The organism is Rhizobium sp. NZLR11 (genome assembly GCF_019685115.1).
In the GTDB taxonomy this organism is placed as follows: Bacteria; Pseudomonadota; Alphaproteobacteria; order Rhizobiales; family Rhizobiaceae; genus Rhizobium.
Map to the genome: position 1 here is coordinate 1 of NZ_JABDWD010000041.1, position 25,358 is coordinate 25,358.

Genomic DNA, 25,358 nt, shown 5'->3' on the forward strand with positions numbered 1-25,358 from the left:
TAAGCCGATATGGCCAGAAAACCCGCCTCAATCGGCCAAAATCCCACCGCACGACAGCCAGTCTGTAAAAAATCAGACCCACAGCAAGCAACTGCGCCAACGCAGAGCGAATTTCAGCAGCCTGCTAAAGCGCGACGCATCAAATTTGATTCATGCGACGCGCTTTAGCCCTTTGTTTTATGCATGTCGTTGTCCCGGAACCGCTGCACACTTCCGGGCGACATGCATTAATCTCAGGCGAAGTAGCTCTGCAGCGGCCGCACTTCGAGATTGCCGGCCTTCAGCGCCTTGATCGCCTGGGCGGCGGCCTCAGCACCTGCCATCGTCGTGTAATAAGGCACCTTCTGCATCAGCGTCGCGCGGCGCAGCGACTTGGAGTCGGAGATCGCCTTGTTGCCGTCGGTGGTGTTGATGACGAGCTGGACCTGACGGTTGCGGATAGCGTCCTCGATGTGCGGGCGGCCTTCCAGCACCTTGTTGATCTTGGTGGCGGTGATGCCGTTTTCGCCGAGGAAGCGGGCCGTGCCGCCGGTCGCCAGCACCTTGAAGCCCTGTTCGACGAGGATGCGGATCGCCGGGAGTACGCGCAGCTTGTCCGCGTCGCGCACGGAGACGAAGACCGTCCCGTCACGCGGCAGCTCGACGCTGGCGCCGAGCTGCGACTTGGCAAAGGCGAGAGCGAAATCGGTGTCGAGGCCGATGACTTCGCCGGTCGAGCGCATTTCCGGGCCGAGTAGCGTGTCGACACCGGGGAAACGGGCGAAGGGGAAGACGGCTTCCTTGACGGCGATGTGCTTCAGCTTGCGTGGATCGGGCTTTTCGCCATAGGCGGCAAAGGCTGCATCGAGTTTCTCGCCAGCCATGACGCGGGCGGCGATCTTGGCGATCGGCGCGCCGATGGTCTTGGCGACGAAGGGCACGGTGCGCGAGGCGCGCGGATTGACTTCGAGAACGTAGACGGTGCCGTCCTTGATGGCGAACTGGACGTTCATCAGGCCGCCGACGTTGAGCGCCTTGGCCATCGCCTTCGCCTGGCGTTCCAACTCGTCTAGCATTTCGGGGGAGAGCGTGCGCGGTGGCAGCGAGCAGGCGCTGTCGCCGGAATGAATGCCGGCTTCCTCGATATGCTCCATGATGCCGGCGACATAGACGTCGGTGCCGTCGGACAGGCAGTCGACATCGACTTCGATGGCATGAGAGAGATAGCTGTCGAAGAGCAGCGGGTTCTTGCCGAGCAGGGTGTTGATCTGGCCCGTCTTGTCGTTGGGATAGCGCTGCTTGATGTCCTCCGGCACCAGTTCGGGAACCGTGTCGAGCAGGTAGCTCTGCAGCTGGCCTTCCGAATGCAGGATCTGCATGGCGCGGCCGCCGAGCACGTAGGAGGGGCGCACGACCAGCGGGAAGCCGATTTCGGTAGCGACCATGCGGGCCTGCTCGACCGAATAGGCGATACCGTTGTTCGGCTGGTTGAGATCGAGCTTCATCAGCAGCTTCTGGAAGCGGTCGCGGTCCTCGGCGAGGTCGATCATATCAGGCGCAGTGCCGAGGATCGGGATGCCGTTCTTCTCAAGCGCTTCGGCAAGCTTCAGCGGTGTCTGGCCGCCGAACTGGACGATGACGCCGACGACTTCGCCCTTTTCCTGCTCGGCGCGCAGGATCTCGATCACGTCCTCGGCCGTCAGCGGCTCGAAATAGAGGCGGTCCGAGGTGTCGTAGTCGGTCGAGACGGTTTCAGGGTTGCAGTTGATCATGATCGCTTCATAACCCGCATCCTTCAGCGCGAAGGCGGCATGGCAGCAGCAATAGTCGAACTCGATGCCCTGGCCGATGCGGTTCGGGCCGCCGCCGAGGATGACGACCTTCTTGCGGTCGGACACGTCCGCCTCGGAGCGGGCGGCGCCGACGAAGGGCGTCTCATAGGTCGAATACATGTAGGCAGTCGGCGAGGCGAATTCGGCCGCACAGGTATCGATGCGCTTGAACACAGGGCGGACGTTCAGGCTGTTGCGAAATTCGGCGACCTGCTTGGGGCGCTTGCCGGTCAGCGTCGCCAGACGGGCGTCGGAAAAGCCCATCGCCTTCAGCATGCGGAGGTTATCGGCATCTTCGGGCAGGCCATGCTCGCGGATACGGGCTTCCGTGTCGATGATGTTCTTAAGCTCGGCGATGAACCAGGGATCGATCTTGCAGCCTTCATGCACCTCTTCGATGCTGAGACCCATGCGCAATGCCTGGGCGACCATGCGCAGGCGATCCGGTGTCGGCGTGCCGATGGCGGCGCGGATGGCGTTGTGGCTGGATTCGCCTTCCTCGGAGTCGGGGATCTCGATTTCGTCGAGGCCGGTCAGGCCGGTTTCGAGGCCGCGCAGCGCCTTCTGCAGAGATTCGGCGAAGGTGCGGCCGATCGCCATGACTTCGCCGACCGACTTCATCGCGGTCGTCAGCACCGGCGAGGCGCCGGGGAATTTCTCGAAGGCGAAACGCGGGATCTTGGTGACGACGTAGTCGATCGACGGTTCGAACGAGGCGGGCGTTGCGCCGCCGGTGATGTCGTTGTCCAATTCGTCGAGCGTATAACCGATGGCGAGCTTGGCGGCGATCTTGGCGATCGGGAAGCCGGTGGCCTTGGATGCCAGCGCCGACGAACGCGAGACGCGCGGGTTCATCTCGATGACGACGAGGCGGCCGTCTTTCGGATTGACGGCGAACTGGACGTTCGAGCCGCCGGTCTCAACGCCGATCTCGCGCAGCACCGCGATCGAGGCGTTGCGCATGATCTGGTATTCCTTGTCGGTCAGCGTCAGCGCCGGCGCGACGGTGATCGAATCGCCGGTATGGACGCCCATCGGGTCGATGTTTTCGATGGAGCAGATGATGATGCAGTTGTCCGCCTTGTCGCGGACGACCTCCATTTCATATTCCTTCCATCCGAGCACCGATTCCTCGACCAGCACTTCGGTGGTCGGCGAGGCGTCGAGGCCACCGCCGACGATCTCGAAGAATTCCGACCGGTTATAGGCGATGCCGCCGCCGGTGCCGCCCATGGTGAAGGAGGGGCGGATGATGGCGGGCAGGCCGACATGGTCGATCGCCTGGGCGGCGATCGCCATGGCGTGGCTGATGTATCGCTGCTTACGATCGCTCTCGCCGAGGTTCCACTGGTTTTCCAGCTCGTCCAGTGCCTTGTCGAGGTCGGATCCGGAGAGGCTGTCGCGCAGCTTGTTGCGCTCGGCCTCGTGCGTCTTGCGGTCGAGGTCCTTGATGTCGGTGGCGTTCGCCAGCATCGAGCGCGGCGTTTCCAGCCCGATCCGGGCCATCGCTTCGCGAAACAGCGCGCGGTCCTCGGCCATGTCGATGGCGGCGGGCTTGGCGCCGATCATTTCGACATTGTAACGGTCGAGCACGCCCATGCGCTTCAGTGAAAGCGCGGTGTTCAGCGCCGTCTGGCCGCCCATGGTCGGCAGCAGCGCATCCGGGCGCTCCTTGGCGATAATCTTGGCGACGACCTCTGGGGTGATCGGCTCGACATAGGTGGCGTCGGCAAGGCCCGGATCGGTCATGATCGTCGCCGGGTTGGAATTGACGAGGATGACGCGGTAGCCCTCCTCCTTCAGCGCCTTGCAGGCCTGGGTGCCGGAATAGTCGAACTCGCAAGCCTGGCCAATAACGATCGGTCCCGCGCCGATGATGAGGATCGATTTGATGTCTTGGCGCTTCGGCATGGGCGATATCCATTGTCTGGCTGCGCAAAAAGCCGGCCAGGGTGGGAGATCACCGGGTCGGGTCGCGCATTGAGGGTCTTTTCAGGCTAGAAGCGGCTTATAGGCAAATGTACTTGCAAACGGAACCCCATAAATCGCGGAATCGACAGGAATCCAACGCCGCGCGGCAGGCTGTTTCCCCTCAGGCAGGACGAGCACCCAGATTTCGCCATGACGCGCCGGACGGGCGAGGTCGACCGCGGCTTCGTGAAGCCCGATCCGCTTGGATGCAGCGGCACGACCCTGATCCGGCCAGAAGCAGAGAGATCGGCGCCCGCGTCGTCGCGGCGGCTTGCTTCAGAGCGTTTCGGTTCTCGCCCGCGGCTGGTCACTACCTCGGTGCAATGCCCTTGGGTGGAAGCGCTGCAGCGGTCCACGATCTTGCCCCAGGCATGGTCTGATTGCCCGATGAAGCCGCTGGAATTCCGGCCGTCGACGGATATATAGATTCCTTAAGGTGCAAGCACGGCATTGCCGGGGAGAACGAAGATGGAATGGAGAGGCCGGCGTCAGTCCGACAATATCGAAGATCGCCGCGGCGACCCGAGCAGCGGCGGTTTTGGCCGCGGCGGTGGCTTCAATTTTCCCTCCGGCGGCGGCGTTCGCCGTGCCGGCGGTGGCCTGAGCATCGGCACGATCATCTTCCTCGTCGTCATCTATTTTATCTTCAAGGCAATGGGCATCGATCTGATGCAGGTGCTTGATAACGGCGGCACGACGAGCGGCCCCGGCTACGAGCAGAGCCAGTCTGGAGGAGCACGCACGCCTGCCAATGATGAGATGACCGCCTTCATGCGTACCGTGCTTGCCGAAACCGAGGATACCTGGACGGGCATCTTCCAGGCGCAAGGCCAGACGTACGAGGAGCCGCGTCTCGTGCTGTTTTCGGGCTCGACGGCATCGGCCTGCGGCTCAGCATCGGCTGCAACCGGGCCGTTCTACTGCCCCGGTGACCATAAGCTCTATCTCGACACGGATTTCTTCCAGGAGCTCTCCGACCGGTTCGGCGCGTCGGGCGATTTCGCCGAGGCCTATGTCGTCGCTCACGAGGTCGGCCATCACGTGCAGAACCTGCTCGGCATCCTGCCGAAGTTCAACCAGGCCCGCCAGCGCATGAGCGAGGAGGAGGCCAACAAGATGTCGGTGCGCGTCGAGCTGCAGGCCGATTGCTTCGCCGGCATCTGGGGCAAATATACCCAGCAGAAAGGCCTGCTGGAGTCAGGCGATCTGGAGGAAGCGCTGAACGCCGCTCAGCAGATCGGCGACGATACCCTGCAGAAACGGTCGCAGGGTTATGTCGTGCCTGAGAGTTTCAACCACGGCACATCACAACAGCGCGTCAGATGGTTCAAGCGCGGCTTCGACAGCGGCCAGCTGTCGGCTTGCGACACGTTCTCAGGGCCGGTTTGAGGGTGAGGGAATAACGCTGTGTTGGAAGAGTGGTGATTGCCCTTCCACCCGCTCACCTCTCACTGTCCATATGCTGCAGCATATGCTCGGGATAGCGCCTACCGGCAGCCGCATCCTTCGGCACGGCGCGTTCGATGGCGACGAAATCTTCTTTCGATAGGTCGACCGCGCGCGAGCCGAGAGCCTCGGTCAGCCGGTCGCGGCGGCGGGCGCCGATGAGCGGGACGATATCCTTGCCCTTGGCGGCGACCCAGGCGATGGCGATCTGGGCGACCGAGACGCTTTTTACCTCTGCAATCTCACGCAGCTTTTCCACCAAAGCGAGGTTCTGCTCGATATTGCCTTCCTGGAAGCGTGGGCTGTAGGCACGGAAATCGCCGGCCGTCGCACCCTGGCCCTTTTGCCAGTGGCCGCTGATCAGGCCGCGCGAGAGTACGCCATAGGCGGTGATCGAGATGCCGAGTTCGCGTGTCGTCGGCAGGATATTCTCTTCAATGCCGCGCGAGATCAGCGAATATTCGATCTGCAGGTCGACGATCGGGGCAACGGTGGCGGCGCAGCGGATGGTGTCGGCGCCGACTTCCGACAGGCCGATGTGCCTGACATAACCCGCTTTAACCATATCGGCGATGGCGCCGACCGTGTCCTCGATTGGCACGTTCGGATCGAGCCGGGCCGGGCGGTAGATGTCGATATAGTCGACGCCGAGGCGCTGCAGTGTATAAGTGAGGAAGTTCTTCACCGCGACCGGCCGGGCGTCGACGCCGTTCCAGCCGCCTGCAGGATCGCGCAAGGCCCCGAACTTGACACTGATGACGGCATCCTCGCGCCTGCGGCCCTTCAGTGCTTCGCCGATCAGCATCTCGTTATGGCCCATGCCGTAGAAATCGCCGGTGTCGAGCAGGTTGATGCCGGCATCGAGCGCGGCATGGATCGTCGCGATGCTTTCTGCTCTGTCGGAGGGGCCGTACATGCCCGACATGCCCATGCAGCCGAGGCCGATGGCCGAGACTTCGGGTCCGGTCTTTCCCAGACGATAGGTCTGCATTGTCTTCTCCTCATCAGCGCCGAGCAGTGCTGTCGGGTGCTGTTTTACAGCCTTCGCTCCTGCGCGATAATCCGGATGGCGTCGAACGGGCCGTGCGGCGGAATGCACAATGAACGATCTTTTTTAGAATGATCTGGATGCCGTTATCGCGATTGCAAGGGAGGCAATGATCACGTTGCCGCGCTCTGCGGTTGAGGCAAATTATAAATTGCCCGTTCAGCACTATCAAAAACTTTGAAATGTTCACGGATTGTTTCGGTTTATGTTCTGAGCTATGTCACTTTCTCGGCGACGAGATCGTCTTTTCAGGACCAACCGCCGTAGAGATGCCTCATGCTTGATCCTAAATTCGTTCGCCGCGGCCTTTTTCTGGTCTTCATCATCCTTTTCCTCGACATTATCGGCATTGCCATCATCATGCCGGTGCTGCCCGCCTATCTGGAGCAACTGACCGGCGGCGGCGTCAGCGATGCGGCGATCGACGGGGGCTGGCTGATGCTCGTCTATGCCGGCATGCAATTCCTGTTCGCGCCACTGCTCGGAAATCTCTCCGACCGGTTCGGCCGCCGGCCGATCCTGTTGCTTTCGGTGCTGACTTTTGCGATCGACAATTTCATCTGCGGCATCGCCACCAGCTTCTGGATGCTGTTCGTCGGCCGCGTGCTTGCCGGCATCAGCGGCGGCAGTTTTGCCACCTGCTCGGCCTATATCGCCGACATCAGCACGGAGGAGAACCGGGCAAAGAATTTCGGATTGATCGGCATCGCCTTCGGCGTCGGTTTCACGATCGGCCCGGTCATCGGCGGTGTGCTCGGCGAATTCGGCCCGCGTGTGCCGTTCCTCGGCGCGGCTGCGCTGTCTCTCGTCAATTTCATCGCCGCCTGCTTCCTGTTGCCGGAAACCCTGGAGGCGAAAAACCGCCGCCGGTTCGAGTGGAAACGTGCCAATCCGCTCGGCGCGTTGCGACAGATGCGCCACTATCCCGGCATCGGCTGGGTCAGCCTCGTGATGTTCTTGTTCTTCCTGGCGCATGCCGTCTATCCCTCGGTCTGGTCGTTCGTCTCGACCTATCGCTACGGCTGGAGCGAGGGACAGATCGGCCTGTCGCTCGGTATTTACGGCATCGGCGCGGCGCTCATCATGGGGCTGGTTCTGCCGCGTATCGTGCCGGTTCTCGGCGAGTGGAAGACGGCTCTGCTCGGCCTCTGTTTCTCGGCCGTCGGACTCACCGGCTATGCTTTTGCCTGGGAAGGCTGGGTGGTCTATGTCGTCATCGTCGCGACCGTCATGGAGAACGTCGCCGATCCGCCGCTGCGCAGTATCGCCGCCGGCAAGGTGCCGCCCTCGGCGCAGGGGGAACTGCAGGGTGCGCTAACCAGCCTCAGCAGCATCACCACCATCCTCGGGCCGCTGATCTTCACGCAATTGTTCAGCTATTTCACCCGGCCGGAGGCGCCCGTCACCTTTGCCGGCGCACCCTATCTGACCGCCGCCCTGTTCATCCTGCTGGCTTCAGGCGTGTTTCTCGTACGGGTCCGGGTCCGTGAGCCGGACGAGGCGCTGGAAGCGGCGGGTTGATCGATCAGAAATGATGATGCGATGATGAATTTTTCATCATCTGCCTGCTTTGGGGTAGTTCTTTGCGGGACTTTGATCTAAGCCCGAAGGATATTTCGCCGCAAGTTGCGGTGACACATATTTCAATCACAGGACTGGTGTCATGGACACGCCGATCGACGCGCGCAGGCTTGCGCCGGCAACCGATAATCGTTGGGGCGCACATTTCCGTGCAACGCTGGCGCTCGGCATTCCGCTGATCGGCGCGCAGCTTGCCCAACTCGGCATCAACACCACCGACGTGATGATCGTCGGTCGTCTCGGCGCCGAACATCTGGCGGCGATGGTGCTTTCGGCGCAATTCCTGTTCACGATCCTGATCTTCGGCTCGGGCTTTGCCATCGCCGTCATTCCGATGGTGGCGCAGGCCTATGGCCGCGGCGACGTCGTCTCTGTGCGCCGGGCGTTGCGCATGGGTCTGTGGGTAGTGATCGCATACTGGGTCATCATGCAGCCGGCCTTCTTCAATTCGGAGCGGATCCTTCTCTTCGCACAGCAAAAGCCCGAAATGGCCAAGCTCGCTCATGGCTACATCATGATCGGCCAGTTCGGCCTGCTGCCGGCGCTGCTCTTCAACGTCATGCGCGCGCTGGTCAGCGCCATCGGCAAGGCGGGCATCATCCTCAACGTCACCGTCGTCACGCTGGTGATGAACGCGATCTTCGCCTATGCCCTCGTGCTTGGCCATTTCGGCTTTCCGGCGATGGGGCTCGAGGGAGCGGCGATCGTTTCGGTCGTCGTCCAGACAGCTGGTTTCCTCTTCATCCTGGCTTTTGTGCAGCGGCGGGAAGAGACGCGGCGCTACGAGATCTTCGTGCGGTTCTGGAAGCCCGACTGGCATGCTTTGCTGGAGGTCATCCGGCTTGGTCTGCCGATCAGCGTGACCATCCTTGCCGAGGTCAGCCTGTTCACCGTGGCGTCGCTGTTGATGGGGTATATCGGCACCATCGAGCTCGCCGCCCACGGCATCGCCCTGCAATGGGCCTCGATCGCCTTCATGATCCCGCTCGGCCTCAGCCAAGCGGCGACGGTGCGCGTCGGCGTCGCCCACGGGCAGGGTGATTACCGGGGGGTGGTACGCGCTTCGATCATGGTGCTCATCCTTGCCTGCGCCATTTCAGCGGTGGGCTCGGTGCTGTTTGCCACTATGCCGCAATTCCTCGGCAGCTGGTTCCTCGACGTTCACTCGCCGGAGGCGCCCCAGGTGCTTGCCTATGCCGGACCGTTGATTGTCGTCGCCGGGCTTTTCCAGTTGGTCGATGGCCTGCAGGTGATCGCCAACGGATTGCTGCGCGGCCTCAAGGACGCACGTGTGCCGATGATCATGGCGTTGATTGCCTATTGGCCGATTGGCTTCTTCCTTGCCTGGGTCTTTGCCTTCCCGCTCGGCTTCGGCGGCATCGGTATCTGGTTCGGGTTCCTCGTCGGGCTGGCGGCGGCGGCCGTCATGCTCTGCTGGCGGTTCTACCTTCTCCTTCGCCGGGAGGGAGCGACGGCCGGCGCCTGAGCCGGCCGCGTAGCTCACGCCGCGACAGGCTTGTAGCTGGCGATATCGGCGCGGATGCCGAGGCGCGCGAACAGTTCCTGCGGATCGAAATTCGCCGCCTCGTACGCGGCGGCGACGGCTGCCCGCGCACGCTCGACGACCTCGGCGCTTTCCCATTGGGCGATGGTCACGAAGTTGAACTCGCCGGGACCAGCGACCTGTTCCAGCACTCTGTGGTCGATGAAACCCTCCTGGGCCTCCAGCAGCTTGTGGGTCATCATCACTTTGACGAGAAATTCCTCACGCGCCGCGGCCGGCACGACGAATTTGTCGACACGAAAGTAGGCTCCGCTCATCTATTTTCTCCTGCATTAGATGTCTGCGGGGAGTTTGTAATTCCTCAAGTTAAGTCGAGGTCAACATGCAGGGCAAAGAAAAAGGCTCGCGGTGCGAACCCTTAGACTGCTGACAAGCGCGCCAACACAACTTTCGTCATGCTCGGGCTTGTCCCGAGCATCTGCCTCCAGTCGATATGGCAGCAGATCCTCGGCACAAGGCCGAGGATGACGAAGAGTGAGGTTTGTCAATATGTTAAAGGCTCGCCTATAGGCGAGCCTTCATCTGAAATGGGGGCGGCATTGAAATCAGCGTTCGGCGAGGGCCGGCTCGCCCTTCTTCTCGCGCACCATGTTGATGAAGCGGCGGAAGAGATAGTGGCTGTCCTGGGGCCCGGGAGAGGCTTCCGGATGGTGCTGGACGGAGAAGACCTGTTTGCCGAGGACGCGCAGGCCGCAATTGGTGCCGTCGAAAAGCGAAATATGAGTCTCTTCAACGCCATCGGGCAGTGATTTCGAGTCGACCGCGAAGCCATGGTTCATCGAGACGATCTCGACCTTGCCGGTGGTATGATCCTTGACGGGATGATTGGCGCCGTGATGACCCTGATGCATCTTCTCGGTCTTGGCGCCGAGGGCAAGACCCAGCATCTGATGGCCGAGGCAGATGCCGAAGACCGGGATATCGGTCTTAACTAGCGTCTTGATCACAGGCACGGCATATTCGCCGGTTGCCGCCGGATCGCCCGGGCCGTTCGACAGGAAGATGCCGTCCGGCTGCATGGCGAGCACGTCTTCGGCGCTCGTTGCGGCCGGCACGACGGTCACCTTGCAGTCGAGACCGGCAAACAGGCGCAGGATGTTGCGCTTGACGCCGTAGTCGAGGCAGACAACGTGGTATTTCGCGTCCGTTGCACTGAGCTGGCCGTAACCTTCGTTCCAGACCCACGGCGTTTCCGTCCATTGCGAGGACTGGCCCGACGAGGCGATCTTGGCAAGGTCGAGGCCTTCGAGGCCGCTCCAGGCCTTGGCTTCGGCCTTCAACGCCTCGATGTCGAAGACGCCGTTCGGATCGTGGGCGATCACCGCGTTCGGGGCGCCGTTCTCGCGGATCCAGGCGGTCAGTGCGCGCGTGTCGATGCCGCAGAGGCCGACGACGCCGCGCGCCTTCAGCCATTGGTCGAGATGCTTGGCGGCGCGATAGTTCGAAGGGTCGGTGATGTCGGCCTTGAAGATGACGCCGACGGCGCCGTGGCGGGCGGCAGGCGTCAGGTCCTCGATGTCTTCATCGTTGGTGCCGATATTGCCGATATGCGGAAAGGTGAAGGTGACGATCTGGCCGAGATAGGAGGGGTCGGTCAGGATCTCCTCATAACCGGTCAGCGCCGTATTGAAGACCACTTCGGCCGGCACCTTGCCGGTGGCGCCGATGCCCTTGCCTTCGATGACCGTGCCGTCGGCAAGAACGAGCAGGGCGGTCGGCTTTTCGATTGTCCAGGGTGCTGTCGCGGTCATCTTCATCCCGTTTCCGGCGGCCGGTGCGCGCGTTGCGGCGCTCGTCGCCATTTGATCTCGCAGGCGTGTGGACACGGCTATGCCGCGCGCTTCAGGCCTGATCACGAATTTTGGTGCAGGTGGCGGTAGATAGCCATGCATTCGTCTGCGGTCAATCTTTCTAGCCGAGATTGCCGCCGTTTTCCTGCGGTTTATCGCGTCGACCGCGCAATTTATTTGATCCGCCGCATCAGCGTGGTTTATGAAGCGGCATCAAAACAGGAGTAAAGACCATGCTGCGCGATCAACTCGCCACCCAGCTGAAAGAGGCGATGAAGGCCAAGAATGCGGAGCGGCTTTCCACCGTCCGGCTGATTCAGGCCGCGGTCAAGGACCGCGATATCGCCAATCGCGGCACCGGCAAGGAGCAGGCGAGCGACGACGAGATTCTGCAGATTCTCGCCAAGATGGTAAAGCAGCGCGACGAATCGGCAAAGATCTACGAGGAGAATTCCCGGCCGGAGCTTGCCGCCAAGGAGCGCGCCGAAATCATCGTCATCCAGGATTTCATGCCGAAGCAACTTTCGGACGGTGAGGTGCGCGCCAATGTCTCGGCAATTATCGCCGAGACGGGCGCCGCGGGTGCCAAGGACATGGGCAAGGTGATGGCGGCGCTGAAGGAGCGTTATGCCGGCCAGATGGATTTCGCCAAGGCGTCGGCGACCGTCAAGGAACTTCTGAGCTAATCCGGCTCAGCTGACACGTCGGGCCTGCGGCTCCTTACGGACCGCAGGCCCGAGCACCGCTTCGGCTGCGGCATCGATGGTGGCGAATTTCGCCGCCTGATAGTTCCAATATTCGAGGATGAAGCGGCGCGACAGCCAGAAGTCGCCCTTCCGGGAGGGTGCTGTCCACCCGACACTCTCCATCGCCGCTGCCTGTGTCAGAAGCCGCTTCAGGTGGGTGTTGGAGATCATGAACTGTTCGCGGATTTCCCTGAGAGACAGAGGGCCGAGCACGACACGTTCGGCCGTCCGAGGAAATTCCGGAAGGCGCGAGATCAGGTAGTCCATCACCAGCCCGCCGGTATTTGCCCAGTTGAAGAGGTTGAAGGTGGGGCCTGGATTGCGCACCGCCTCGCTGCCAATGATCGCCCTGGCGATCCGCGGCTGGATCGCTGCCATCATCGCCGAGGGATCGGCGGTGACCTTACCGGCGCGTTCACCGCCATCGAGGCTGTCGAGTATCATCAAATGGGCGACGAGCCATCGGGCGAAATGCAGCTCAGCGGTTTCCGTGGGCTCCAGATAGCGCGTGCGCTTATCGGGGCCGGGAACCGGTCGCAGGAAGCGATAGGCCAACATTTCCTGCATGAAGGCCGCGGCTGTATTGCGGCTGGCGATGTCGTTCCTGACCGCGAAATCGATGAAGCGGCCGGAATAGAGGCCGCTCTTGCCGTCGTCGGGATAACCGTAATGAAGCGCGAAGCCGGCATGGGCCATCAGCCAGCGCTGCTGCGCGGCGAAAATCGAGGCGATGCGCGGGCTCTCGCGATAGATCGAGAGCATCTGATCGGCGCAATGCAGGATCGCAGCGAGAAAGCGATCGTCGGCTGCGAGGTTTTCCGCGGTAAAAGCCATTTGGAGGGGTCCAGGAGTTCGGCGCATACATCTTTCATGCAAGCGCTGCCTGTCAACGGTTTTGTCAATAAGCGGTTAATTTCAAAGGAGAGTTGTCGCAAAGGGAGCCAAAATTTAAGAAGGCAGGAGCTGGGGGCGCTCCTGCCTTCTTGCTCTTTGCTTCCGCCGGCAAACGCAGGGCCGAGGCCCAAGCCGGAAGGTATTTGCAAAGGCACCCTTGCGAAGCGGCGCCGGGGGTAGGGATGGTGCTTCGCTCGGGGATCGCTTTGTTGAGATCGAACCTATTGCGGTGCGGCGGCTTGTTCAAATTACAAAAAAATAATAATTGCCGAAAACATCGATTTTGGAGGCGCCGCAGCAAAGGCTCGGCAGGCGCCGGCGGAATAGAGTTGCACAATCGATGCGCGAGATAAGTGTCTGTTTTAGAACGTTTTAATTCAATTCTGCTAAGGGTCGACGCTCTAGCCGAGACATTTGCAACGGTGGAATTTCGGTGCTTGAAAGACAATAATGTCGCACCCTGTCGCAGGGGGCGATAACGCGTTGTTGATGGGATAAACAGCGCTGATGGCCATGGGTGCACTTGCCTGTGAATAGCGGGTTTTGATGACAAGTTTCGTGGCATGGAGCGGCAAAGCAGCTTATATGGAGGTTGGCCAAGAGGTATAAATGCGCTTTTCCAACACCTTTCTCGATGATATCCGCGACCGCGTTCCGATTTCGAACGTGATCGCGCGCCGCGTGAGCTGGGACAAGCGCAAGACCAACGTGTCGCGCGGCGATTACTGGGCCTGCTGCCCGTTCCACGGCGAGAAGTCGCCGAGCTTCCACTGCGAGGACCGGAAGGGCCGCTATCACTGCTTCGGCTGCGGCCTCACCGGCGACCATTTTCGCTTCCTCACCGAGCTGGAGGGTCTGAGTTTCCCCGAGGCGGTGCAGCAGATCGCCGATATGGCCGGCGTTCCGATGCCGCTTGCCGATCCCGTGATGGAGAAGCGCGAGAAGGAGCGTGGCTCGCTGATCGACGTCATGGAAATGGCGACACAATTTTTCCAGGATCAATTGCAGACGGCGAATGGGGCGAGGGCGCGCGCCTATCTGCGCGACCGTGGGCTGACTGGGCGCACCATCGAGACCTTCCGTCTCGGCTATGCGCCGGATAGCCGCAATGCGCTCAAGGAATTTCTCGCCGGCAAGGGCGTCACCAAAGAGCAGATCGAGGCTTGCGGCCTGGTCGTTCACGAAAACGTGCCGGCTTCCTACGATCGCTTCCGCGACCGCATCATGTTCCCGATCCTCTCGTCGCGGGAAAAGGTGATCGCTTTCGGCGGCCGCGCCATGTCGGCCGATGCGCCGGCGAAATATCTAAATTCCAACGAGACGGAGCTCTTCCACAAGGGCAATGTACTTTACAATTTCGCCCGCGCGCGCCGCGCGATCCAGGGTCCGGGCCGCAGCGATCCTCAGGACGATAATGTGACCGGCACCATCATCGCCGTCGAAGGCTATATGGACGTGATCGCGCTGCATCAGGCCGGCATCGAGAACGCCGTCGCGCCGCTCGGCACGGCGCTCACCGAAAACCAGCTCGAGCTCCTCTGGAAGATGGTGCCGCAGCCGGTGCTCTGCTTTGACGGCGACGGCGCCGGCGTTCGCGCCGCCAATCGCGCCGCCGAACTGGCGCTGCCGCATTTGAAGCCCGGCCGTTCGGTCCGTTTCGCGCTTCTGCCGGATGGCAAGGACCCGGACGATCTCGTGCGCGACGATGGGCGCACACCCTTCGACAAGGTGATGAGCCAGGCGAAGCCGCTTTCGGAGATGCTGTGGAGCCGGGAGATCAACACCGGCAAGTTCGACACGCCCGAGGCGCGCGCCGAACTCGAGGCGCGGCTGAAACAGCTGGTTGCCGTCATCGCCGACGAGAATGTGCGCCGCCATTACCAGCAGGATATCCGCGATCGGCTGAACACCTTCTTCCAGCCGCAGTTCCAGAACCGCAACAATGGCGAACGCCGCGGCTTCAACGGCAACGGCAATTCCCGGACGGGCCGCGATAATGCGGGCAAGGCAGGGCCGAAAAGCCCCAGCGTCATTTCCGACCGGCTCGCCCGCTCGGGGCCGGTGCGTGGCCACCGGGACAATACGGCGTTGCGCGAAAGCGTGCTGGCGCTGACCATCGTCAATCATCCGGCCCTGATGATCGACGATTATGACGAGATCGCCGCGATCGACTACGACAGCCGCGAGCTGCAGCGGCTCTGGTCGGCCATGCTTGGGGCAGCGGCTGCGGTCGCCGGCCCGCATCTGACGCGCGACTATCTGACCGAGCGGCTAGAATTCGAAGGGTTCGGCCCTCTCATCAAGAGCCTCGACCAGCAGGTGCGCAATGCCAGGCTCTGGACGGCGACCGAGGAGGCGGCGATGGAGGATGCGCGTGAGGGTTATCGCCAGGCGCTCGCCTTCCACAAACGGGCAAAAGCGTTGCGCCGGCAGAAGATGGAGCTCGAACGCGAGATTGCGCTGGCGACCGAAGCCGGCGACGGCGAGGCGATCGTTCATCTGATCCGAGCCCAGCAGGAAGTGCATTTCGAAGGGGTGCGCCTTGAGAACCAGGAGGCGATCATCGACGGCTTCGGCGTGCTTTCCGGCCGCGTCAAAGGGGCGGCGAACCACTGATGCCGCTGACCGAACGGAACGAACCGGGCTTTTCCGCCGCCGATGCGCTGTTTTCCGCTGGCCGCGCGCCGCTCGAAATCCTCAAGCAGATCTACGGCTACTCCTCCTTCCGCGGCAAGCAGCAGCAGGTGGTCGAGCATGTGGTTGCCGGCGGCGATGCCGTTGTGCTCTTCCCCACAGGCGCGGGCAAATCGCTGTGCTTCCAGATTCCGGCGCTCTGCCGTGACGGCGTCGGCATCGTCGTTTCGCCGCTGATTGCGCTGATGCGCGATCAGGTGGAGGCGATGAAGCAGCTCGGCATCCGCGCCGCCGCGCTCAACTCGTCGCTGTCGCGCGAGGAGTTTATCGCAGTCCGCCGCGCGCTTTCGGCAGGTCAGCTCAACCTTCTCTACGTCACACCGGAGCGCATCCTCACCGACGGCTTCCGCGAGCTGATCGCCAACGAGAAGATTGCACTGTTCGCGATTGACGAGGCCCATTGCGTCTCGCAATGGGGCCATGATTTCCGGCCGGAATATCGCGCGCTCGGCCGGCTCGGCGAACAATATCCCGGCGTGCCCAGGGTGGCGCTGACGGCGACGGCCGATCCGCATACGCGCGACGACATCATCGAGCGGCTGGGGCTCGACGCTGCCGAGATCTTCACCACCAGCTTCGACCGTCCGAACATCGCCTATGAGATCGTCGAGCGCGACCAGCCGCGGCAACAGCTCTTGCGGTTCCTGTCCGGCCACAAGGGAAACAGCGGCATCGTCTATTGCCTGTCCCGCGCCAAGGTCGAGGATACGGCCGAGTGGCTGAACGGGCAGGGTGTGCGCGCGCTTGCCTACCATGCCGGCATGGACAGGGCGGTTCGCGACGCCAATCAGGATGCCTTCCTGAAAGAAGAAAACCTCTGCCTGGTCGCCACCGTCGCCTTCGGCATGGGTATCGACAAGCCGAATGTGCGTTATGTCGCTCATCTCGACCTGCCGGGCTCGGTGGAAGCCTACTACCAGGAGACCGGGCGTGCGGGCCGTGACGGCCTGCCGTCCGAAGTGTGGATGGCCTATGGCATGGCCGACGTCATCCAGCGCGGCCGGATGATCGACGAGGGCAGTGCTGGCGCGGAGATCAAGCGGGTCGAGCGCGCCAAGCTCAATGCATTGCTGGCGATCTGCGAGACCGCTTCCTGCCGCCGGCAGGCGATCCTTGCGCATTTCGGCGAGGCGCATGCCGGACAATGCGGCAATTGCGATACATGCCTGAAGCCGGTCGAAACCTGGGAGGGGACGGAAGCAGCGATCAAGGCGTTGGCTGCGATCTACCGCACCGGCGAGCGCTTCGGCGCCGGCCATGTCGTCGACGTGCTCGTCGGCAACGTCAACGAGAAGACCGAGCGCTTCGGCCACTCAGAGATGCCGGTCTTCGGCGCCGGCAAGGATATTCCGGCGCGCGTCTGGCAATCGGTCTTCCGTCAGATGCTCGCCATGGGGCTGGTTCGCGTCGATCACGAGGCTTACGGAGCGCTGAAGCTGGAGCCGGAGGCGCGCACCGTCTTCAAACATGAGCGGCCGGTGTTCTTCCGCAAGGACCGGCCGGCCTCCGAGCGGCGGACGAAGAAGGCGGAACGCAGCGAACGCAAATCGGGACTGTCGGGCGCCGACGGCACGCTGTTCGAGGCGCTGCGGGCTGAGCGCATGGCGATCGCAAAATCGCTCGGCGTGCCGCCCTATGTCGTCTTTCCCGACACGACGCTGATCGCCTTTGCCACCGAGAAGCCGCGGAGCCGCAAGGAATTGCTCGCCATATCCGGCGTCGGGCAGGCGAAGCTCGAGCGTTACGGCGACGCGTTTCTGGAGATCATTCTCTCGCACGACAGTGCTTGAACCGGAGGCTGAGCCGGCGGCCAATTGTTGAGATCGGCACAGGAGGCATGGTAGATGCTGCCTCGCAGGAGGAGCGCTGATGACCCGAAATATCTACGATCGAGTGGAATTCTTCGCCGGATACAGCGAACTTAGCCGCTCCGTCCGCGGGCTGGACGGAGCGTCCGAATGGCCGGCGGTTCGAGCACTTCTGCCTGACCTTACCGGCAAACGCGTTATTGACCTCGGTTGCGGCTTCGGCTGGTTTTCGCGATTTGCCGTGGGCCAAGGTGCTGCAAGCGTTCTCGCGCTTGATATTTCGGAAAAGATGATCGCCCGAGCGCGGACCGATACATCGGAAGCCGCGATCACCTACGAGATCGCCGATCTCGAGCATCTCCAGCTTGCCGGAGCCTCCTTCGATTTCGCCTATAGCTCGCTGGCGCTGCACTATGTCGAGGACTTTGCCGGTGTCGTTGCCACCGTGCATGACGCGCTTTTGCCGGGATCGCAATTCGTCTTCACCATCGAGCATCCGATCTTCATGGCGCCGAGCAACCCGGACTGGTCTACCGATGTCGAAGGTCGGCGTGTCTGGCCGCTCGACCGCTATGCCGTCGAGGGTCCGCGCACGACCGACTGGCTCGCCAAGGATGTCGTCAAACAGCATCGCAAGCTTGGAACGACGCTCAACACCTTGATCGCGGCTGGTTTCGCCATCCGCCATGTCGAGGAGTGGAGCCCGAATGATCTGGAATTGCAGAACAATCCCGATTGGGTCCAGGAATTGGACCGGCCGATGTTCCTGCTGATCTCCGTCCAGCGCTGAACAAGACAAGCCGGCGGCGATATGCTAACCCGGCTGGCACGGAAATCTCTACGAAGGGCCGCCCATGACCTCGCAATTTCTCTCCCATCTCCAAGCCGAGATTTCGGCGCTGAAGGATGCCGGCCTCTACAAATCCGAGCGCATCATCAGCTCCAAGCAGGCGGGCGAGATCGTGATTTCGACCGGCGAACGGGTGCTGAATTTCTGCGCCAACAACTATCTCGGCCTTGCCGACAACGAGGAACTGGCCGAGGCCGGCAAGCAGGCACTCGATCGCTGCGGCTACGGCATGGCTTCGGTGCGCTTCATCTGCGGCACGCAGGAGGAGCACAAGCAGCTCGAAGCGCGCATCTCCACCTTCCTGGGCATGGAAGACACGATCCTCTATTCCTCCTGCTTCGACGCCAATGGCGGCCTTTTCGAAACGCTGCTCTCCGAGGAAGACGCGATCATCTCGGACGCACTGAACCATGCCTCGATCATCGACGGCGTCAGGCTTTCGAAGGCCAAGCGCTTCCGCTACGCCAACAACGACATGGCGGCACTCGAAGAGGAATTGAAGAAGGCCGAAGGCAGCCGCTTCAAGCTGATCGCCACCGACGGCGTCTTCTCGATGGACGGCATCATCGCCAATTTGGGCGGCGTCTGCGATCTCGCCGAGAAATACGGCGCGATGGTCATGGTCGATGACAGCCACGCCGTGGGCTTCGTCGGCAAGAACGGCCGCGGCTCGCCCGAACATTGCGGTGTCGAGGGCAGGATCGACATCATCACCGGCACGCTCGGCAAAGCGCTCGGTGGCGCCTCCGGCGGTTATACCTCGGCCAAGGCCGAGGTCGTCGAATGGCTGCGGCAACGTTCGCGGCCCTATCTGTTCTCGAATACGCTGGCGCCGGTCATCGCCGCTGCCTCGCTCAGGGTGTTCGACCTGATCGAAAACGGTGATGCCTTGCGCAAGCGCCTGTCCGACAATGCCGATCTCTTCCGCACCGAAATGACCAAGCTCGGCTTCACGCTCGCCGGCAAAGGCCATCCGATCATCCCGGTCATGCTGGGAGATGCGAAGCTTGCCCAGGACATGGCGAGCCTGATGCTGAAGAGGGGCATCTATGTGATCGGATTCTCCTTCCCGGTCGTGCCGAAGGGCCAGGCCCGCATCCGCACGCAGATGTCGGCAGCGCATTCGCGTCAAGATGTCGAGCGGGCGATTGCGGCCTTTGCCGAGGCAGGGCGGGAACTGGGCGTGATTTGAGAATGGGGCTGCCATCTTCCTCTTCTCCCCAGCGGGGAGAAGATGTCCGACAGGACAGATGAGGGGGAGGAGCAAAGCGACGTTTCGAGCGGCAAGCGAGAAACAAAGTAAAGTCATGGCGTGCCGTGTGGCCCCCTCATCCGCCCTACGGGCACCTTCTCCCCGGTGGGAGAAGAGGGAGTCGCAAGGTCCGGAACCAGAACAAGGGCGGGATACTGTCGATGTCGAACATGATGAAGGCGCTGGTCAAGTCGAAAGCGGAAGTCGGGCTCTGGATGGAGAATGTGCCGGTGCCGGAGGTCGGGCCGAACGACGTGCTGATCCGGGTGAAAAAATCGGCGATCTGCGGTACTGACGTGCATATCTGGAACTGGGATCAGTGGGCGCAGAAGACCATTCCGGTGCCGATGGTCGTCGGCCATGAATTCTCAGGCGAGATCGCCGAGATCGGTTCGGCGGTCACCCGCTATCATGTCGGCGAGCGGGTTTCCGGCGAGGGCCATATCGTCTGCGGCAAGTGCCGCAACTGCCGGGCCGGCCGTGGCCATCTCTGCCGCAACACGCTCGGCGTCGGCGTCAACCGGCCGGGTTCGTTCGGCGAGTTCGTCTGCATTCCCGAAAGCAATGTCGTGGCGATCCCGGAGGATATATCCGACGAGATCGCCGCGATCTTCGATCCGTTCGGCAATGCGGTGCATACCGCGCTTTCCTTCGATCTGGTCGGCGAGGACGTGCTCGTCACCGGCGCCGGGCCGATCGGCATCATGGGCGCGCTCGTCGCCAAACGGTCCGGCGCCCGCAAGGTTGTCATCACCGATATCAATCCGCACCGGCTGGCGCTGGCGCGCAAGCTCGGGATCGACCACGTTGTCGACGCATCGAACGAAAATCTCGCCGATGTGATGAAGGCGATCGGCATGACCGAAGGTTTCGACGTCGGGCTTGAAATGTCGGGCGCCGCACCCGCCTTCCGCGACATGATCGACAAGATGAACAATGGCGGCAAAATCGCCATTCTCGGCATTGCGCCGGCGGGCTTCGAGATCGACTGGAACAAAGTGATCTTCAAGATGCTCAATCTCAAGGGCATCTATGGCCGCGAAATGTTCGAGACCTGGTACAAGATGATCGCCTTCGTCCAAGGTGGTCTCGACCTTGCGCCGATCATCACCCACCGTATCAAGATCGGCGAATTTCGCGACGGTTTCGAGGCGATGCGGTCGGGCAACTCCGGCAAAGTCGTTATGGATTGGATGTGAGGAGGTCAGATGCTCTATGAAGGAAGCTGCCATTGCGGCAAGGTCGCTTTCGAGGTCGAAGGTGAATTCACCGAGGCTATCGATTGCAACTGTTCGCTCTGCCGGCGGCGGGGCGGGCTTCTGGCCTTCGTGCCGCGCGACAAGCTGGTGCTGAAGACACCCGAAGCCGATCCTTCGACCTATACATTCAACAGGCATGTCATCCGGCATCACTTCTGCGCCAATTGCGGCATCGCGCCGTTCGGCGAAGGCGTGGCCCCGGACGGTGCGGCGATGGCTTCGATCAATCTGCGCTGTATTCCCGCGGTCGATCTCGGCGCGCTGAAGGTGACGGCCTATGATGGCGAGGCAAAGTAACAAAGATTCGTCCGGACAGAGGCGAATAGATCAACGATAGGACTGCAAAAATAGCGCGAATAACTGGCGCGGCGCGCAAAATCTTTGCTGCCCTTGTCTTTTGTTCGCCGCATCTTAAATAAGGGGTTCGCAATCGCTGCCGCGGTTCAAAGCCTGTGGATAAGGCTTTTTCCGATTTTTCGTGAGCTTTTTTTGTGGAAAAGCTTGACGAGAGCAAAAAATGTGGGAATCACCGTTCGACTTGTTGAAACGGTGAACTGGGTCAAGGCGGATCGCGCAACCATTGCCGGAAATCCAAAGGCAAGAAAGCTTTGCTGTCCGGTGCCGGCGATCGTGGTTAATCAGGCTTTAAATGTCATCCCGTTAGGTGGGCAATGGTGATTCGAGGGCGGCGCGAGCGACGCGTCCGGCCCTGAGACGGCCCATTACCGCAGCGAGATTGGATAGCGTCAGGAAGGCGACGATATAAATGGCAACCAAGGTCAAAGAGAACGAAGACGCGGAAGTCGAACGCGACAGCGCAACCGACGGCCCTCTTCTCGATCTTTCCGACGACGCGGTCAAGAAGATGATCAAGGCCGCCAAGAAGCGCGGCTATGTGACGATGGACGAGCTCAATGCTGTCCTGCCGTCCGAGGAAGTCACGTCCGAGCAGATCGAAGACACGATGTCGATGCTTTCGGATATGGGCATCAACGTCATCGAGGACGAAGAAGCCGAGGAAGCCGGTGCTTCCAGCGGCGGCGATGATGACGACGCCAGTTCCGACGAGGAGAGCGAAGGCGGCGAACTCGCGCCTTCGAGCGGCACGGCGCTCGCGACCGCCAAGAAGAAAGAACCGACTGACCGTACCGATGATCCGGTGCGTATGTACCTGCGCGAGATGGGCTCTGTGGAGCTTCTTTCCCGCGAGGGCGAAATCGCCATCGCCAAGCGCATCGAGGCCGGCCGCGAAACGATGATCGCAGGCCTCTGCGAAAGCCCGCTGACCTTCCAGGCGATCATCATCTGGCGCGACGAACTCAACGAAGGCACGACGCTGCTGCGCGAGATCATCGATCTCGAAACGACCTATTCCGGTCCTGAAGCCAAGGCCGCGCCGCAGTTCCAGAGCCCCGAGAAGATCGAGGCCGACCGCAAGGCCGCTGAAGAGAAGGAAAAGACCCGCCGCGCCCGCTCCGGCGACGACGACATTACCGATGTCGGCGGCGAGGGCCTGCCCCCCGAAGAGGAGGAAGAGGACGAGGACGAATCAAACCTTTCGCTGGCGGCGATGGAAGCCGAGCTTCGCCCGCAGGTGATGGAGACGCTGGATACGATCGCCGAGACCTACAAGAAGCTGCGCAAGCTGCAGGACCAGCAGGTCGAGCAGCGCCTGTCGGCATCCGGCACGCTGTCGACCGCCCAGGAGCGCCGCTACAAGGAGCTCAAGGACGAGCTGATCAAGGCCGTCAAGTCGCTGTCGTTGAACCAGAACCGCATCGACGCCTTGGTCGAGCAGCTTTACGATATCAACAAGCGCCTTGTTTCCAACGAGGGCCGCCTGCTGCGTCTGGCCGAATCCTACGGCGTCAAGCGCGACTCCTTCCTTGAGCAGTATCAGGGCGCCGAGCTCGATCCGAACTGGATGAAGTCGATCGGCAATCTGGCCGCCCGCGGCTGGAAGGAATTCGCCAGGGGCGAAAACACGACGATCCGCGACATCCGCCAGGAAATCCAAAACCTGGCGACGGAAACCGGTATTTCGATCTCGGAATTCCGCCGCATCGTGCATATGGTGCAGAAGGGCGAGCGCGAAGCGCGCATCGCCAAAAAGGAAATGGTCGAAGCGAACCTTCGCCTCGTCATCTCCATCGCCAAGAAATACACGAACCGCGGCCTGCAGTTCCTCGACCTCATTCAGGAAGGCAATATCGGCCTGATGAAGGCGGTCGACAAGTTCGAATACCGCCGCGGTTACAAGTTCTCGACCTATGCGACATGGTGGATCCGCCAGGCGATCACCCGTTCGATCGCCGACCAGGCCCGCACGATCCGCATTCCGGTGCACATGATCGAGACGATCAACAAGATCGTCCGCACATCGCGCCAGATGCTGCATGAGATCGGCCGCGAGCCGACGCCGGAAGAACTGGCCGAAAAGCTCGCCATGCCGCTCGAAAAGGTCCGTAAGGTCTTGAAGATCGCCAAGGAGCCGATCTCGCTCGAGACCCCGGTGGGCGACGAAGAGGATTCGCATCTCGGCGATTTCATCGAGGACAAGAACGCGCTGCTGCCGATCGACGCCGCCATCCAGGCGAACCTGCGCGAAACGACGACCCGCGTTCTCGCCTCGCTGACGCCGCGCGAGGAACGCGTGCTGCGCATGCGCTTCGGCATCGGCATGAACACCGACCATACGCTCGAAGAAGTCGGCCAGCAGTTCTCGGTCACCCGTGAACGTATCCGCCAGATCGAGGCGAAGGCGCTGCGCAAGCTGAAGCATCCGAGCCGCTCGAGGAAGCTGCGTTCGTTCCTCGACAGCTGAGGGGCGACAAGATCTCTACGATTGCGAAAGCCGGGCTCGTTGTCCGGCTTTTTGCTTTCGGTCTTTGCGCCACGGCTGCACACTTTTGGGCGACATGCCTAATACCAATGATCCCGGCGGCTTTCTTGTCGCTCGGTGGTGACAAGATTATAGTCCGGCCACGGGGGAGGAAATCGATCGCGATGCGCGAGCGAGGACCGACGCATGCCCGTGTCGGGCGAATCCTCCGTTGGGAGGTGCGAAATGACCACTTACATTGTGTTGATCAACTGGACGGACCAAGGTGTGCGCAACGTTCGCGACTCGTCAAAACGGCTGGATGCGGCGAAGAAACTGCTCGGCGACATGGGCGGCTCCTTCAACCAGTTCTTTCTGACGATGGGCGGCCACGACATGGTGGCTGTCTGCGAAGCGCCTGACGATGCCGTGATGGCGCGGTTTGGCCTCTCGCTGGCGATGGGCGGTAATGTCCGCACCCAGACACTGAAGGCATTCCCGGAGGCCGCCTATCGCGAGATCATCGGCTCGCTCGGCTGATCGCGACAAAGCACCGGTATCGGCGATCATAAACGTTGCGCAACTCGCCTCACGCTGGCACTGTCGCCGTGTCCTTAATTCTTCGTGGCGCATCGGCAGGCTCTTGATGAAAGCGTTCCTGGGTTTCATGGCCGCCTTCAATTGCCCGACAGCTGCTTCCTGAGCGATGGAACTGGCGTGGGAAAATCGGAATGAAGGCATCGAGCGGGGCGCTTTCGCCTCGTTCGTGCTGCATGCGGTCATGGTTGCGCTGCTTCTCCTGCTGCTTCCGAGACCCGAGCCGCCGACACCGCTGCCGGACGAGGGAATCACGGTCGATATCGTCCCCGAGGCCGCCAAACCCTCCGCAACAGCGCGGCCGGTCACGGCACCTGCGCCCGCGGCGGCAAGGCCGGATGCGAGCGCGCCCGCCCGGGAGATCGTTCCGTTGCTTCAGGAGAAGGCGCCGGCAGCCGCGAAGGCGCCCGAAGCGGCTTCCGTTCCTGCGGCTCTGCCGAGGGCCGATGTCTTCGTTGAGGCGGGCCAGCTGTTTTCGGAGACGGTGTTATCAGATCCGCGCAGCCGGGGCGCCCGCGAAGCGCTGCGTGGCCTTGCCGGCAGCGAGCGCAATCTGCAGCTTTGCGACCTCGAGGCGCTGGAGCAGGTTCGCCGTGCGCGACCGGATATGCGGCCCGATACGCTCGCGCCTTATGCAATGGCGTCGGAGAAGATCCGCGGCAACAGCGTCGAGGTGAAGGGCGGCGCCTTCCGCAGCAAACGCAAGTGGTACAACATCCAATTCAAATGCGAACTCGATGCCGGCTCCGGCAAGGTCGTGTCCTTCGCCTTTCTGGTCGGAGGTGCCATTCCGCAGGGGGAATGGCAGGCGCATGATCTGGTGGCCGACGACGGGGCTGCCGACCAATGACTTCAATCGCTGCTGCGATCACGCGGTTTTTTTCTTTTGTGGCTTGATGCTGCCCGCTTTAAAGGCCACATCGCTGCTGTGACAGAAGAAGACGTTGTACCGGCGGAAACGCAGCACGAAACGAGAAAGCAGCGGCCCGAAATCCGCTGGGGTGTCGTCGCGTCCGTGCTTCTGCATGTTCCCCTTGTCGCGCTTCTCATTTTCGGGCTGCCGAAGATCGAGCCGACGCCTGTCGAAGACGAGAGCGTCAAGGTCGAGCTCGTTCCGCCGCCGGAGGAGAAGAAGCCGGAGGAAAAGCCCAAGGAAAAACCACCGGAACCGAAGCCGCCGGAACAGGCGAAGAAGGAGCCGCCACCACCTCCACCTCCACCTCCAC

General features: G+C 61.8%; 19 protein-coding genes and 1 pseudogene. 15 read left to right on the forward strand and 5 right to left on the reverse strand.

The features are described 5' to 3' along the window. Positions 1-233: 233 nt before the first annotated feature. A complete protein-coding gene (carB, locus tag HJB83_RS33205) occupies positions 234-3,722 on the reverse strand; it encodes a carbamoyl-phosphate synthase large subunit (protein WP_207581237.1) in 3,489 nt (1,162 codons plus the stop codon). Between the two features lie 528 nt (positions 3,723-4,250). Here carB and HJB83_RS33210 point away from each other — a divergent pair. Next, positions 4,251-5,171 (forward strand): neutral zinc metallopeptidase, encoded by a 921-nt coding sequence (locus tag HJB83_RS33210; protein ID WP_207581236.1) that lies wholly within the window; start codon positions 4,251-4,253, stop codon positions 5,169-5,171. A gap of 52 nt (positions 5,172-5,223) precedes the next feature. Here HJB83_RS33210 and HJB83_RS33215 read toward each other — a convergent pair whose 3' ends face one another. Beyond that, on the reverse strand, positions 5,224-6,219 hold the full coding sequence (locus HJB83_RS33215; protein WP_221133250.1) for an aldo/keto reductase: 996 nt from the start codon (positions 6,217-6,219) through the stop codon (positions 5,224-5,226). 333 nt (positions 6,220-6,552) lie between these two features. Here HJB83_RS33215 and HJB83_RS33220 point away from each other — a divergent pair, with 333 nt between their 5' ends. Together HJB83_RS33220 and HJB83_RS33225 are read left to right on the forward strand one after the other, a co-directional pair. Then, positions 6,553-7,797 (forward strand): TCR/Tet family MFS transporter, encoded by a 1,245-nt coding sequence (locus HJB83_RS33220; RefSeq protein WP_207581234.1) that lies wholly within the window; start codon positions 6,553-6,555, stop codon positions 7,795-7,797. Between the two features lie 142 nt (positions 7,798-7,939). After that, positions 7,940-9,343, forward strand: a complete 1,404-nt coding sequence (locus tag HJB83_RS33225) for an MATE family efflux transporter (RefSeq protein WP_221133249.1) — start codon at positions 7,940-7,942, stop codon at positions 9,341-9,343. 14 nt (positions 9,344-9,357) lie between these two features. On the opposite strand, the gene HJB83_RS33230 is transcribed toward HJB83_RS33225, so the two are convergent. After that, a complete protein-coding gene (locus HJB83_RS33230; protein WP_207581232.1) occupies positions 9,358-9,678 on the reverse strand; it encodes an antibiotic biosynthesis monooxygenase in 321 nt (106 codons plus the stop codon). Between the two features lie 288 nt (positions 9,679-9,966). Next, the gene (carA, locus tag HJB83_RS33235; RefSeq protein ID WP_207584346.1) at positions 9,967-11,172 is read right to left on the reverse strand and encodes a glutamine-hydrolyzing carbamoyl-phosphate synthase small subunit; all 1,206 of its coding nucleotides are present in this window, start codon (positions 11,170-11,172) and stop codon (positions 9,967-9,969) included. A 272-nt stretch (positions 11,173-11,444) separates the two neighbouring features. Here carA and HJB83_RS33240 point away from each other — a divergent pair, with 272 nt between their 5' ends. Then, on the forward strand, positions 11,445-11,897 hold the full coding sequence (locus HJB83_RS33240; protein ID WP_207581231.1) for a GatB/YqeY domain-containing protein: 453 nt from the start codon (positions 11,445-11,447) through the stop codon (positions 11,895-11,897). A gap of 6 nt (positions 11,898-11,903) precedes the next feature. Here HJB83_RS33240 and HJB83_RS33245 read toward each other — a convergent pair whose 3' ends face one another. Continuing rightward, positions 11,904-12,791, reverse strand: coding sequence for a hypothetical protein (locus tag HJB83_RS33245; protein WP_221133248.1), 888 nt, complete (start codon positions 12,789-12,791; stop codon positions 11,904-11,906). Between the two features lie 669 nt (positions 12,792-13,460). On the opposite strand from HJB83_RS33245, the gene dnaG reads away from it, so the two are divergent. The 11 genes and pseudogenes from dnaG to HJB83_RS33300 form a co-directional block, all read left to right on the forward strand. Beyond that, positions 13,461-15,467 (forward strand): DNA primase, encoded by a 2,007-nt coding sequence (dnaG, locus tag HJB83_RS33250; protein WP_221133247.1) that lies wholly within the window; start codon positions 13,461-13,463, stop codon positions 15,465-15,467. Continuing rightward, positions 15,467-17,335: a DNA helicase RecQ gene (recQ, locus tag HJB83_RS33255; RefSeq protein ID WP_207581228.1), complete on the forward strand. Its 1,869-nt coding sequence runs from the start codon at positions 15,467-15,469 to the stop codon at positions 17,333-17,335. The genes dnaG and recQ overlap by 1 nt, the downstream gene beginning before the upstream one ends. A gap of 79 nt (positions 17,336-17,414) precedes the next feature. After that, a complete protein-coding gene (locus tag HJB83_RS33260) occupies positions 17,415-18,143 on the forward strand; it encodes a bifunctional 2-polyprenyl-6-hydroxyphenol methylase/3-demethylubiquinol 3-O-methyltransferase UbiG (protein WP_221133246.1) in 729 nt (242 codons plus the stop codon). Positions 18,144-18,207: 64 nt separating this feature from the next. After that, on the forward strand, positions 18,208-19,395 hold the full coding sequence (locus HJB83_RS33265; RefSeq protein WP_207581226.1) for a glycine C-acetyltransferase: 1,188 nt from the start codon (positions 18,208-18,210) through the stop codon (positions 19,393-19,395). 221 nt (positions 19,396-19,616) lie between these two features. Next, entirely contained in the window at positions 19,617-20,654 is a 1,038-nt protein-coding gene (tdh, locus tag HJB83_RS33270) for an L-threonine 3-dehydrogenase (RefSeq protein WP_207581225.1), read from the forward strand. 9 nt (positions 20,655-20,663) lie between these two features. After that, positions 20,664-21,011, forward strand: a complete 348-nt coding sequence (locus HJB83_RS33275; protein ID WP_207581224.1) for a GFA family protein — start codon at positions 20,664-20,666, stop codon at positions 21,009-21,011. An 84-nt stretch (positions 21,012-21,095) separates the two neighbouring features. After that, a complete protein-coding gene (locus HJB83_RS33280) occupies positions 21,096-21,392 on the forward strand; it encodes a hypothetical protein (protein WP_207581223.1) in 297 nt (98 codons plus the stop codon). A gap of 88 nt (positions 21,393-21,480) precedes the next feature. Then, positions 21,481-23,538, forward strand: coding sequence for an RNA polymerase sigma factor RpoD (gene rpoD, locus HJB83_RS33285; protein ID WP_207581222.1), 2,058 nt, complete (start codon positions 21,481-21,483; stop codon positions 23,536-23,538). A gap of 243 nt (positions 23,539-23,781) precedes the next feature. Continuing rightward, positions 23,782-24,075, forward strand: a complete 294-nt coding sequence (locus HJB83_RS33290; RefSeq protein ID WP_018242976.1) for a GYD domain-containing protein — start codon at positions 23,782-23,784, stop codon at positions 24,073-24,075. A gap of 166 nt (positions 24,076-24,241) precedes the next feature. After that, a complete protein-coding gene (locus HJB83_RS33295; protein WP_221133245.1) occupies positions 24,242-24,982 on the forward strand; it encodes a DUF930 domain-containing protein in 741 nt (246 codons plus the stop codon). Positions 24,983-25,018: 36 nt separating this feature from the next. Continuing rightward, positions 25,019-25,358 (forward strand): annotated as a pseudogene (locus HJB83_RS33300) (hypothetical protein); the annotation flags it as partial.